9 protein-coding genes are annotated in these 12,216 nt (G+C 74.0%); 3 read left to right on the top strand and 6 right to left on the bottom strand.

Going from position 1 to position 12,216, the window contains the following annotated elements:
- The first annotated feature begins 65 nt into the window (after window positions 1-65).
- Genes ACTOQ2_RS01470 through ACTOQ2_RS01460 form a run of 3 tightly spaced genes read left to right on the top strand, consistent with a single transcriptional unit; the run spans window position 66 to window position 5,067 of the window.
- A complete protein-coding gene (locus ACTOQ2_RS01470; RefSeq protein ID WP_440097803.1) occupies window positions 66-1,679 on the top strand; it encodes an outer membrane protein assembly factor BamB family protein in 1,614 nt (537 codons plus the stop codon).
- A complete protein-coding gene (locus ACTOQ2_RS01465) occupies window positions 1,676-2,530 on the top strand; it encodes a hypothetical protein (protein WP_440097802.1) in 855 nt (284 codons plus the stop codon). The genes ACTOQ2_RS01470 and ACTOQ2_RS01465 overlap by 4 nt, the downstream gene beginning before the upstream one ends.
- Window positions 2,524-5,067 carry an outer membrane protein assembly factor BamB family protein gene (locus ACTOQ2_RS01460; protein WP_440097801.1) on the top strand — a complete coding sequence of 848 codons (2,544 nt, stop codon included), beginning with the start codon at window positions 2,524-2,526 and terminating at the stop codon, window positions 5,065-5,067. The genes ACTOQ2_RS01465 and ACTOQ2_RS01460 overlap by 7 nt, the downstream gene beginning before the upstream one ends.
- A gap of 40 nt (window positions 5,068-5,107) precedes the next feature.
- Here ACTOQ2_RS01460 and ACTOQ2_RS01455 read toward each other — a convergent pair whose 3' ends face one another.
- The 6 genes from ACTOQ2_RS01455 to ACTOQ2_RS01430 form a co-directional block, all read right to left on the bottom strand.
- Window positions 5,108-5,332, bottom strand: a complete 225-nt coding sequence (locus ACTOQ2_RS01455; RefSeq protein ID WP_440097800.1) for a twin-arginine translocase TatA/TatE family subunit — start codon at window positions 5,330-5,332, stop codon at window positions 5,108-5,110.
- Between the two features lie 116 nt (window positions 5,333-5,448).
- Complete coding sequence (gene asnB, locus ACTOQ2_RS01450) at window positions 5,449-7,302, bottom strand: asparagine synthase (glutamine-hydrolyzing) (RefSeq protein ID WP_440097799.1); 1,854 nt, start codon at window positions 7,300-7,302, stop codon at window positions 5,449-5,451.
- 162 nt (window positions 7,303-7,464) lie between these two features.
- On the bottom strand, window positions 7,465-9,096 hold the full coding sequence (locus ACTOQ2_RS01445) for an RsmB/NOP family class I SAM-dependent RNA methyltransferase (RefSeq protein ID WP_440097798.1): 1,632 nt from the start codon (window positions 9,094-9,096) through the stop codon (window positions 7,465-7,467).
- Between the two features lie 5 nt (window positions 9,097-9,101).
- Window positions 9,102-10,031, bottom strand: a complete 930-nt coding sequence (gene fmt, locus ACTOQ2_RS01440; protein WP_440097797.1) for a methionyl-tRNA formyltransferase — start codon at window positions 10,029-10,031, stop codon at window positions 9,102-9,104.
- 5 nt (window positions 10,032-10,036) lie between these two features.
- Window positions 10,037-10,585 carry a peptide deformylase gene (gene def / locus ACTOQ2_RS01435; protein WP_440065134.1) on the bottom strand — a complete coding sequence of 183 codons (549 nt, stop codon included), beginning with the start codon at window positions 10,583-10,585 and terminating at the stop codon, window positions 10,037-10,039.
- Between the two features lie 247 nt (window positions 10,586-10,832).
- Window positions 10,833-12,209 carry a hypothetical protein gene (locus ACTOQ2_RS01430; protein WP_440097796.1) on the bottom strand — a complete coding sequence of 459 codons (1,377 nt, stop codon included), beginning with the start codon at window positions 12,207-12,209 and terminating at the stop codon, window positions 10,833-10,835.
- Between the last annotated feature and the right edge of the window lie 7 nt (window positions 12,210-12,216).

Below are 12,216 nucleotides of genomic sequence, written 5' to 3'. Positions count from 1 at the left end.
CGAAAGAGACGGGCGCGAGGTCCAGCGACCTCCGCCCCCGTCCCGCCCACCGGAACCGGACGGCAATGTCCCCTCCCCGCCACCGCCTGCGCTCGGCCCTCGCCCTCGCGGTCATCGCCGCCGCCCTCCTCGCCGTGCCCGCCGGGGCTCCGGCATCCCGGCCACGCACCGTCGAACCGTCACCGATCGCCGGAATCCGCGTCTCCAAGAAGGACGGGATCGTCAGCGCGAGGGTTTCCGGCACCGGCCGGGTCCTGTGGAAAAGCGCCTGGGAAGGCGATTCCCCGGACGCGTTCGACGTGCTGGTGGAGAAGTTCGGGAAGTCCATGAACGTGGGGGAGGACCGCGGGGAGGGAGAACCGAACACCGCCTCCACCGGCCGCCACCTCGTGATCGAGACCACGTCCGGGTCGGGCAACCCGCACCGCCCCGACGACCGGCGGCGCATCACCGTGATCGATGCCCTGACCGGCCTGCGGACCTGGAGCGTCCTGTCGGGCTACGCCGGGGACGGCCCGGCACGGCCGTTCTTCCACCTCGTGGGCGCGGCGGCGGGGAAGGTCCTCGTCGAGGTTCCCGCCCTCCGGACGATCCGCGCGCTGGACCCGCGCGACGGGACGGTCGTGTGGGAGACGGCCCTGCCCGGCGACTGCGTGAGCGCCTCCCTGCCCAGGGCCGGAGAGAACGTCGTCCGTTCGTACTCGCTCGCGGACGAGAGGCTGGCGGTCGCGATGGGCCGGTGCGAGGACCGCCACACCACGCTCACCGGCCTCGACCCCGCCACCGGACGCGTCCGCTGGCGACACCGGCTCCCCCCGCCCGGCGACCCGGAGCTGGTCCTGGACGAGGGCGTCTCCTTCGTGACGTTCCCCGGCGCGATCACGGTCGTGGACGGGAGCGGCCTGGTCCTCGCCGACGCCCTCGTCCACTATCCCCCCTCCCGGATGGTCACCGACGAGGCGGTGATCCTCTCGGGCGACGGGCCGGGCGATCTCGCGGGGGTCAGGTCGATCAGCCGGTCGTCGGGACGGGTCGTGTGGTCCCGGCCCGAGGTGTCGGGCGAGGTCGGCGTCGCCGCGGGGAAGATCTACGTGCGGAGCGGCGGGGTGAACCCCTGGCTCGGCGACGGGCTGACCGTTCTCGAACCCGCGGACGGGCGCACACTCGTGACGCTCTCCGCGCCGCTGACCGAGGAGGACATCGAGGCCGCCCTGGCCGCCCCGCCCGGCTGGGGCGAGCGCGGCGGAGTGCCCGCGACCGCCTGGCCCGATCCCTGCGCGCTGCTGCCCCCCGCCGAACTCGTCTCGCGCGCCGGCACCGGCCGGTACGCCGCCACCCCGATCCCCGCGCCCCCCGAGATGAGACTGACCACCCCCCTGTCCTGCGAGCTCACCCCGGCGCGAGGGGGAACACCGGTCACCGTCACCGTCGTGTGCGCGTACGCGTCGGCCGGGAAGGCGGCGAAGGGGATGGAGGAGCTTCCGAGCGAGGGAGAGGCCCCGGACGTGGCGGAGCACGCCGGCTACTTCGACGCGGCCGAGGACGCGGTCATCCTCAGGGAGGGCCGCGTCATCGTCACGGTGGAGGCCTTCGGCGACCGCGCCCTGCTCCGGCACGCCGGGCGGATCGTGAGCGGGCGCCTGCGCGAGCCGGACCCGGCGGGGAAGGGGAATCCGTGACGGCGCCGACGTCCTCCGGGCAACCGGCCGGGGACGAGCGACCGGCCAGGGACGAGCGACCGGCCAGGGACGAGCGACCGGCAGGGGACGCCGCCGAGGAGACCCCACTGGCGAAGGCCGCCCGGCCGTTCAAGTGGCTCGGGCTCACCGTCGCCGGAGGACTCGCGACGATCATCGCGGGTGCCGTGGTGACCGGCTGGTCGTGGGCGCAGGACCAGTGGCGCGAGTTCCACCGGGAGCCTCGGATCAGCGCGATCGTCCACTCCCCGGAGAACGAGGGGATATCGTTCGCCCTCCCCCGCACCGTCACCTCCGGCCCCGACCGCCGCCGCCTGCTCGCCGGCGACTACGAGGAGGTGCTCCGGTCCGGCCGGGGAGCGCGCATCGGCGAGACGAAGATCCTCCTGGTGCTGCGGGGACGGCGCAACGACCCGATCCGCGTGCTGGACGTCCGTCCCCGGATCCTGTCCTCGGGACCCGTCGCGGCCGGCACCTGCCTGTCCCTGTCCAACGCCGGCGAATCGCCCGTGTTCCCGGTGAAGGCCGACCTCGACCGGCTGGCCGGCGCTGGGAGCGGCTCCTCCGGGCGGCTCCTGGAGAAGAACCTCGACCTCGTCTACGGGGAACGGGCGTCGGTGGAGCTGACCGTGACGGCGCGAAAGCGCAGCTACGAATGGGACATCGAGGTCTCCTACGTCTACGGCGACTCGCCCGGGGTCCAGCGCGATCACTTCACCCCCGAGGACGGGCCCTTCCGGCTCACCGGCCCCGCCCGCAGATACGCCATGGCCTACGGAAATCCCACGATCTCCCGTTTTCGCGAGATCGGCAGGAACGTCAAGAGATGCTGACGGGGCCATGGAGAGGTGGCGGGCGGGCGGCGATCCTCACCGTCCTCGTCCTGCTCGTCGCCGTGCCACGCTCCGCCCTCCCCTCCGGCGACCCGGCCAGGACCGGGTTCTCCGAGGTGTGGAGCCTGGAGGCGCCCGGCCCGCTGGACGGCTCCGCGGTGAGGTTGTCCGGCGGGGACCTCCTCGTGCCCACCCGTACGGCGCTGCGGGTCCACGATCCCGCCACCGGTGCCGAGAGGTGGCGGTACGCCCCCGCCGGAGCCGCCGTGCGGGAGTGGGCACCGGCGGGACCCGCGGTGGTCGCGGAAACCCGCCGCCCGACGCCGTCCGGGGACGTCACCGCCCTGACCGGACTCTCCCGCCGGACCGGCGCCGTGCTCTGGCACCGGGAGGAACTCGGCCTCGGCGCGCCGATGTCCGCCCGGGCGGGGGCGGAGGAGACCCCGCCCGTCGGGCTCGCCCGGGACCCCGTCTCCCGGGCCCTGCTCGGCCTGGACCCCGCGACCGGACGGACCCGGTGGACCCTCCCGCTCCCCCCGTCGTGCGATCGGATGATCGCGGCGGGCTCCGGCGCGCGGACCGCGGTGATCGCGACGCGCTGCGGGAACGGGATCCGGGTCAGCGCGCTCGACCCGGCCGGTGGCGCCGAACGGTGGAGCACGAGGATCACGAGTTTCTCCGCCCTGTACGTCGGGGGCGGCACGGTGGTCGTCTCCCGCCCCGAGAGGCTGACGGTCCACGACGCCGCGACGGGGCGGGTGATCACCGAACGCGGGGACTGCTGGGACGGGTGCGTGCCGGTGCACGCCGGTGGACGGATCGTGGTGGCCAGCGACCAGGACGGCGCCTCGGCCGTCGAGGGGATCGACCTCACCCGCGGCTCGGCCGCGTGGAGGTGGGCCCAGCCGAACGGGCCGCGCTACGACCGGCTCGTCCCCCTCGGCGCGGCGGTCTACGCGACACCGTACGGCGACGACCTGGGCAGGGTCCTGGACGTGATCCAGGCGCCGACGGGGCTGCTGCGGCGGACGATGATCCCGGCGGCGGGCCCGCTGTTCGGCGCCGACCGCGACCGGCTCTACTTCGTCCGGACGGTGCGACCGGCCGCCCTGCCCGCGCGGCTGCGGGTCACCGCGCTGCGCGTCCCGGACCGGTTCACCGGTTCCTCCCTCGCGGCCGAACCCGCCACAGTGCCCGTCGCGGCGCCCGGGGCCGACCTGTGCGGCCCGCTCCGCGCGGCCGGGTTCACCGTGCTCGGCAGGGCCCGGTACCGGCGGGCGGTCCCGCCGTTCACCGCCTGCGAGTTCGGCGAGGCGCGCGGGGAGCCGATGACGGCCGAGTTCTGGCGCCTGGCCACGGAGGCGGAGGCCGCCCGCGTCCTGACGGAACTCGGCGCGGAGAGCGGAGGGATGTCCGTCCCCGGGGTGGGGGACGAGGCCCGCCTGCTGGACGACCGGGGGCGGGCGGTCGTCGTACGCACCGGCCGTGATCTGCTCCGGATCCGGTCACCGTACCTCACCGCACGCGACAGGCTGGTCCCTGTCGCCCGCGCGCTGGCCGGGCGGCTCGGCGCGCTGAGATGGGCGGTGCCGGCGAGCTGGTCGCCCCCGGTGGAGTACGGCGTGACACCGGCCGGCCGGATCCGCAGGCTGCCGGGGACCCGGTTCCAGGTGCGCGACGCCCCCGGCTCGCCGCTCTCGCTCACCGCCTACCAGCTCGGGAAGGACGGTCCCGCCTACCTTGGGAACGGCGACGGATTCACCGTGAGGCGGGAGCGCGTGAAGGCCGTCTCTCAGGACGGCCGGTGGGCGGTGAGCGATTTCAGGGACTACGTCGACGGCCGTGACGGCGTCGTCCTCCTCGACCGGCGCGGTGGCGGGGTCCGGCGCATCGCCACGGTGAGGCGCCCCTGGTCGAACACCGCCCCCGTCTGGTCCCCCGACGGCCGCGTGCTGCTGACCCTGTGGCACACCGACGAAAGGGACTACTCGACCGCGCGCGGGTTCGTCGTCGTCGACCCGGCGCGGGGAACGGTCGAGGTCACCCTCACCGGGGACGACCAGCCCCACGAACCCCCGTACCGGTGGAGCGCCGACGGGACCGGGGTGAGCGGTCATTTCGGTCTCGGCGACCTCTACACCGACCTGGGTGAGGGGTACGACTCCTACGAGCTGCGCACGTTCGGCACCGACGGCGCCCCGCTGTCCGCCGCGCGCGGGCTGGGAAGGCCGGACGGGGAGATCCTCGACCCGTACTCCCCCAGTGGACGGCGGCTGGCCGGGTGGTGCCCGGACCGTCCCCGGGATCTCTGCGTGCACGACGCAGCCACCGGGGCCGCGCTCGTCCGGATCGAGACGAACATGCGGTATCCGATCCGCTGGTACGACGAGCACCATCTGCTGGTGTGGCGCCGCCACGGCGAGGGCCACGCGGCGAGCGTGATGGATCTCCACGGCCGGATCCTCACCGACCTGGCCCGGGACGGCCTCGCCGGCCGGAGCGAGATGAAGCTCTTCTACACGCCCCTGCCGCGCTGACGATCCGGGGTCACCCGGGGTCAACCGGGGTGACCCGGGATCATCCGGGGGAAGCGGGCGGAACGAGCGGCGGCTCGTCCCGCCCGCCGGTCTCTCCGGTCTCGCCGGGAGGCGGTGGAGCGTCGTCCGGCCTGTTCACCTCGGTCTTGAAGACGCGCAGGGAGCGGCCCACCGACCTGGCGGCGTCGGGCAGCCTCGCGGAACCGAACAGCAGGACGAACACCGCCACGATGATGAGCAGCTCGGGCAGTCCCAGGTCGGCCATGAGGTGACCTCCTTCCGGTGGTGCGTCCCCGCCCCCGGGGGGCCGAAGCCGGCCGGGGCGGGGGTTCGGCGCGGTGCCGCCGCGGGCGGGCGGCATGGGGGCACTGGGGGCGCGGGTCAGATGTCGACCCGGACGCGGTATCTCTCCAGCCAGGCGTTGAACTGGAGCAGCCCCTCCAGCGACGCCCGGCCGCCCGGGGGGCCACCGGCCGCCTCGGGCCAGTCGATCACGGCCCGTACCTTGTCCGGATCGATCAGCGGCGCGGCGGCCAGGTTCCCGTCGCCGAGCAGCCGGGAGGCCTCCGCGCGGACGGCCTCCTCGTAGGAGGGGTCCTGCGTCGAGGGGTAGGGGCTCTTGCGGCGCCCGACGACCGAGGGCGGCAGGACGTCCGCGGCGGCGGCGCGCAGCAGGCTCTTCTCCTGCCCGTCGAAGGTCTTCATCGCCCAGGGGGCGTTGAAGACGTACTCCACCAGCCGGTGGTCGCAGAACGGCACCCGGACCTCCAGCCCGACGGCCATGCTCATGCGGTCCTTGCGGTCCAGCAGGATCTGCACGAACCGGGTGAGGTGCAGGTAGGAGATCTCCCGCATGCGCCGCTCCAGACCCTCCTCGCCCGGCAGCCGGGGCACCTCGTCGAGCGCCTGCCGGTAGCTGTCCGCGCGGTAGCCGGGAATGTCCAGTTTGTGGGTCAGGTCCTCGTCGAGGAGCGCCCCCACCCCGGCGAACCGCCCGAACCCGGGGGACACCAGCCACGGGAAGGTGTCGGCGGCGACCGCCTCGGGGTCGAAGAACCACCGGTAGCCGCCGAAGACCTCGTCGGCGGACTCGCCGGACAGCGCCACCGTGGAATGGCCCCGGATGGCGCGGAACAGCAGGTAGAGGGAGGTGTCCATGTCGCCGATGCCGATCGGCAGGTCACGCGCCCTCAGGACCGCGGCGCGCACCGCGGGGTCCATGAGATCGGAGGAGTCCAGGACGATGTCGGTGTGGTCGGCGCCGATGTGCCGCACGACGTCGTGCACGTACGGCGTGTCGGGAGTGTCGCGCAGCTCGTCGGGCTTGAAGTTCTCGCTGTATCCGGTGAAGTCGACGGAGAACGACCGGACCTTCCCCGCACCGTGCCCCTCCAGGCCGAGCGCGGCGAGCGCCGTGATGGCGCTGGAGTCGAGGCCGCCGGAGAGCAGGGTGCACAGCGGCACGTCGGAGATGAGCTGGCGGGTGACGATGTCGTCCAGCAGCTCGCGTACCGTCCCGACGGTGGTGGCGAGGTCGTCGGGGTGATCGTGGGACTCCAGCCGCCAGTAGGGGCGGCGGCACAGGAAGTCGCGGGTCACTCGGACGGTGTGGCCGGGGCGGACCTCGTACATGCCCTGGTAGACGGCGCGTTCCGGGGTCTTGACGAAGGCGATCAGCTCGCGCAGGCCGTCCGCGTCGACCGTGGGCGTCCCGATGAGGGGGTTGGCCAGGATCGCCTTGGGCTCGGAGCCGAACAGCACGCCGCTCGGGAGCGGGTAGTAGTACAGCGGCTTGATGCCCATCCGGTCCCGGACGAGCAGCAGCTCCTCCTTGCGGGTGTCCCAGATCCCGAAGGCGAACATGCCGTTCAGCCGTTCGGCGAGGCCCTCGCCCCATTCGAGGTAGGCCCGCAGGAGGACCTCGGTGTCGCTCCGCGTCCGGAAGCGGTGGCCGTGGGCGGTCAGCTCCGCGCGTAACTCGACGTAGTTGTAGATCTCGCCGCTGTAGGTGAGGACGACGAGCGGTTGCCCGTCCTCATCGGCGATCATCGGCTGGCGTCCGCCCTCGATGTCGATGACGGCCAGACGGCGGTGACCCATCGCCGCGTGCGGGGCGAGCCACAATCCCTCGTCGTCGGGTCCGCGGCAGGCCATGGTGTCGGTCATGGTTTGCGCGACGGCCCCTGATTGCCGGAGATCGCGCTCGAAGTCCACCCATCCACAGATTCCGCACATCCGGACACCCCCGCGTCCCGTTCGGAAGCAGTTATATCCAGTCGAACAGCGCCCAGTGCCCATATATGCCCAGGTAGAACGCCCTGAGCTGCGACGATGCTCCGCTCCCGGCGCTCCCGGCGGCCCTCTCCGGGGAGCGGGGTCCGGGAGCCGGCGCCCCGCTCAGCGGCGGCGCAGCAGGGCCAGGAACATGGCGTCGGTGCCGTGCCGGTGCGGCCAGAACCGCGCGTACGGCCCCTCCCCCAGCCCCTCCACCTCGGGGAGGTGGTCGCGGGCGTCCAGCGCCTCGACGTCGTCGCGGCGGCGCAGGACGTCGCCGACCACGGTGACGGTCTCGGCCAGGTGCGGCGAGCAGGTCACGTACGCGACGACGCCACCGGGCCGGACCGCGTCGATCGCCGAGTCGAGCAGGGCGCGCTGGAGCCTGCCCAGCTCGGGGAGGCTCCGGGGATCGCGGCGCCAGCGGGCCTCGGGGCGGCGGCGCAGCGCGCCCAGGCCGGTGCAGGGGGCGTCGAGCATGACCCGGTCGAAGGCCCCTGGCCGCCAGGCGGGCACGGTGCCGTCCGCGGTGATCACCGCGGCCTCTCGGGTCGTCTGCCACACCAGCCGCGCCCGGTGGTACTGCAGCTCGGCGGCGAGCAGCCGCGCCCCGCCGGGGAAGGCCACCGGCCCGGCGTCCGGACCGGAAACCGCGGCGGGGAGCGCGCCGGAACCCGTGACCGTGCCTGTGACCGTGCCTGTGACCGTGCCTGTGACCGAGGCCGTACCCGCGACCGGGGCGGGCGTCGCGGCCGGCACGGGCACCCCGGCACCGGAGCCGCCCAGGCCCGCCTCGTCGCCGCGGGTCGCGATGGCGTCGAGCAGGCCCGCCTTGCCGCCGGGACCCGCGCACAGGTCGAGCCAGCGGGAGTCGGATCCCTCCACCGGGACCCGCGTCAGGGCGAGCGCGACCAGCTGGCTGGCCTCGTCCTGGACGGCCGCGCGCGACTCGGCCACGGCGAGGACCGTACCGGGGTCGCCCTCGGGCAGGTAGGCCGCGTACGGGGAGTATCTGGCGGGTTCGGCGCCCGCGTCGAGGAGCTCCTTCACCGACGAGCGGCCGGGACGGGCGACCAGGGTCACCTTGGGACGCTCGTTGTCGGCCGCGAGCAGGGCGGCCGTCTCGTCGAAGTCGCCGCCCACCGCGTCGCGCAGGGCGTCGACGATCCACCTCGGGTGGCTGTGGGCCACCGCCAGATGCCCCACCGGGTCGTCGGCCGGGTCGGGCGCCACGATCGGGATCCACTGCTCCAGGGAACGGGTGGAGACCTTGCGCAGCACGGCGTTGGCGTACTTCGAGGCGCCGATGCCCACCCGCAGCCGCACCAGGTCGACCGTGGTGCCGACGGCGGCGTGCGGGGGGACCCGCGTCTTGAGCAGCTGGTGCACGCCCAGGCGGACGGCGTCGAGCAGCGGCGGGTCGACGTCCTCCGGCGCCCGGTCGCTGCAGGCCGCGATGATCTCGTCGTAGGTGCCGAGGCCGCGCAGGGTGCCGTAGGCCAGCTCGGTGGCCAGGCCCGCGTCGCGCCCGGAAAGGCGGCGCTCGCGCAGCAGCGCGGGCATCAGCAGGTTGGCGTAGGCGTCCCGCTCGTCGACGGCGCGCATCAGGTCGTACGCGGCGTTGCGCGCCTCGTCGCGGACCGGCTTGGGCGGGCGCCCGCCTCTGCCGCCGCCCCTGCCTCCGGCGCCGCGTGAGCGGCCCGCCGGGCCGTGATCCCCGCCGCGCGGGACGTTACGGCCGTTACCACTGCTCATGATCTTCAGGCCAGCCGATCCTCGTCGGTGGGCCGCACGCCGCGGGCCCACTCCCCCGCGCCCATCAGGCGCTTGCCCTGCGGCTGCACCTCGCCCAGCTCGACCGGGTAGGTGGCGGTGCCCACCAGGACGGAGTTCTTGGACGCCGCGATCTGGCCGGGGGCCAGGCCGGAGGCGTCGGGAACCGGTCGCACCGGACCGATCTTGACGCGCTGGCCGCGGAACTCGGTCCACGCCCCCGGGGCGGGGGTGCAGGCACGGACCAGGCGGTCGACCCGCATGGCGGGCGCGGCCCAGTCGATCCTCGCGTCGTCGACGCCGATCTTGGGGGCGAGGCTCACCCCCTCCGCGGGCTGCGGCACGGCCTCCAGCTTGCCGTCCTCGATCCCGTCGAGGGTGGCGGCCAGCAGCCCGGCGCCTGACTCGGAGAGCCGAGCGAGCAGCCCGCCGCTGGTGTCGGCGGGGCGGATCTCCTCGGTGACCACACCGTAGACCGGGCCCGCGTCCAGCTCCTTGACGATCTGGAAGGTGGCCGCGCCGGTGATCGCGTCACCGTGGAGCACGGCGTGCTGCACCGGTGCCGCGCCGCGCCAGGCCGGCAGCAGCGAGAAGTGGAGGTTGACCCAGCCGTACCGGGGGATGTCCAGGGCGGCCTGCGGCAGGAGCGCGCCGTAGGCGACCACCGGGCAGCAGTCGGGACCGAGCTCCCTGAGCCGGTCGAGGAACTCCGGGTCACCCGCCTTGGGCGGCCTGAGCACCTCGATGCCCGCCTCCTCGGCGAGCTCGGCGACGGGGCTCGGATGGACCTTGCGGCCCCGGCCCGACTGGGCGTCCGGGCGCGTGACGACGGCGACGACGTCGTGGCGAGGCGAGTCGATCAGTGCCCGCAGCGAGGGCAGGGCGGTGTCCGGGGTTCCGGCGAAGACCAGGCGCAAGGTTCCTACAGAGCCTTCCCTTGGGTGGCGTGCGGGGAGATCTTGAACGCGGGGGCCGGCACCCCGTTCCAGTCGGCCTCGCGGATCGCCTTCATGGCGAGTTTGCGCTGCTTGAGGTCCAGCCGGTCGATGAACAGCACGCCGTCCAGGTGATCGGTCTCGTGCTGGAAGCAGCGGGCCATCAGGTCGGTGCCCTCGAGGGTCACCGGCTCGCCGTGCATGGTGAAACCGGTCGCCACGGCCCGGATCGACCTGGGCGTGGGGAAGGACAGGCCGGGGAACGACAGGCAGCCCTCCTCCCCCTCCTCGTCCTTGTCGTCCGACAGGTCGAGGCTGGGATTGATCAGGTGCCCAAGCTGGTCGTCCACGTAGTAGGTGAAGACCCGCAGCCCGACTCCGATCTGCGGCGCCGCCAGACCGGCTCCCGGCGCGTCCATCATCGTGTCGGTGAGGTCTTTGACGAGCTTGCGCAGCTCCTTGTCGAAGTCCTTGACCGGCTCGGCCGGAGTGCGCAGCACCGGATCGCCGAAAAGGCGGATCGGCTGAATGGCCAACAGGGATCTCCTCACGCTTCAGGGGATTGCCCCAGTCTAAGGGCGGCGGCCGCCTTCCCCGGGCCTTCACCCGGACCGGGCACGGGCTCTCTCCGAAATCGGCCCCGAGCCTTCACCCGGAGCGGGCACGAACCTTCACCCGGACCGGCCCCGGATCCTCACCTGGACCGGGCACGGATCTTCTCCCGGACCGGGCACGGGGACCGGCCCGGCGGGCCGCCGGGAAGCGGGAGGAGATCCGGTCAGGTCAGCGGGAGCGGGCCTTCATGGCGGCCTTGCGTGCGGACTTGGCCACCGCCGCGTCGCCGTGGCGGGAACCCAGCAGGTCCAGGACGGCGAAGGTGTCGGGATGGTCCACCAGGGCCATCTCCTCGATCACGCGGACGAGGTCCTCGCCGGGTTCGAGGGCGTCGAACTCGCAGATCGCCTCGGAGGCGTCGCCGCGCTCCAGGAGCGAGGCGAGCGAGTCGACCGCCAGCCAGGTGTTGTCGGCGGGCGTGAGGGCGGGCGCGGGCAGGTCGCGGATGTGCAGCCAGGAGGCGGCGTAGCGCCACATGGCGGGCTCGGAGAGCGCCTCCCTGAGCGGGGCCTCGGCCTCGGGGCCGAGCTCCTCCAGGATCGTGCCCGCGGCGCCGCGGCGGCCGGCCGTGCCCGAGGCGGCGACCTTGACCAGCTCGCGGGCGGCGGCCTCGGGATGGCGGGACTCCAGCCACACGGTGACGGCGCTGGGCGCGGCGGAGCCCTTCATGATCGCCTCGACCAGCTCGGCCGCGCCGAGGTCGGTGAAGACGGCGACCTCGGCGCCCGTCGGCGCGTCGTGGCCCTCGCGCATCAGGTCCTGGCGGACGGCCCACATGCCGAGCGGGGTCAGCCGGGGCCGGCCCTCCTGCGAGGTCTCGACCAGCCCGCAGTAGCCCAGGAGCGACAGGGCCGACTCCAGCTGGGCCGGGAGCGCGCGGGCCAGCACCCGTATCTCCGCCCGGCGGGCCCCGCAGGCCACCTGGTGCGACTGCAGGATGCCCTTGACCAGGGTCGCGGTGGACAGCCCCTCGCGCACGGCGTACAGCGTGGCGAGCATCTCGGCCAGGTGGTCGTCGATCACCGGGGATCCGGTGAGGTCGTCGTCGGCGCGGTCGAGGACGTCCATGACCACCCCGTCCCAGAACCCCAGCAGCGCCCGGGGCGGCAGGTCGGGAGAGAGCACGAGCGGGCCGGGCGTCACCCGGCCCCGGGAGATGCGGAGCATCCCGGTGTTGACGGCGACCACCCAGAGCAGGTGCAGCCGGGCGGGGCCCGGCAGGCCGAGCTCGGCGCACGGCGCGAACGGGTCGGGCAGCAGGCCCTCGGGGGTCACCTGGCGAGCGCCGGTCCAGGCGGCCAGGCGCTGGGCGTCGATCACCAGCGGCACGTGCGGCACCAGCGCGGCCAGCTCCGTGTCGGCGGCGAGGTCGACAGGGGGGAAGCTCAGCGCGTCGCCGCGCGGGGGGCACTCGCGGCCCGTGGCGGTGACGGACTCCTCCAGAACGGCCGCCCGCAGCTCGCGGGGTGCCGTTCCCAGCTCGTCGACCAGCCTGCGCAGTTCGCCGATGTCGAAGACGTTCCCACTGTTCCCGCTCTTTGCCACCCGTGAA

It is taken from the genome of Streptosporangium sp. H16 (genome assembly GCF_051918855.1).
GTDB lineage: Bacteria > Actinomycetota > Actinomycetes > Streptosporangiales > Streptosporangiaceae > Streptosporangium.
The sequence above is the reverse complement of the archived record's forward strand: the minus strand, read 5'-3'. Positions and strand labels throughout refer to the sequence as shown.

Bases quoted from the DNA above. Each gene is read 5' to 3' on its own strand.
- asnB (WP_440097799.1), bottom strand. From the start codon at position 7,302: ATGTGCGGAATCTGTGGATGGGTGGACTTCGAGCGCGATCTCCGGCAA.
- ACTOQ2_RS01460 (WP_440097801.1), top strand. From the start codon at position 2,524: ATGCTGACGGGGCCATGGAGAGGTGGCGGGCGGGCGGCGATCCTCACC.
- ACTOQ2_RS01455 (WP_440097800.1), bottom strand. From the start codon at position 5,332: ATGGCCGACCTGGGACTGCCCGAGCTGCTCATCATCGTGGCGGTGTTC.
- ACTOQ2_RS01470 (WP_440097803.1), top strand. From the start codon at position 66: ATGTCCCCTCCCCGCCACCGCCTGCGCTCGGCCCTCGCCCTCGCGGTC.
- ACTOQ2_RS01445 (WP_440097798.1), bottom strand. From the start codon at position 9,096: ATGAGCAGTGGTAACGGCCGTAACGTCCCGCGCGGCGGGGATCACGGC.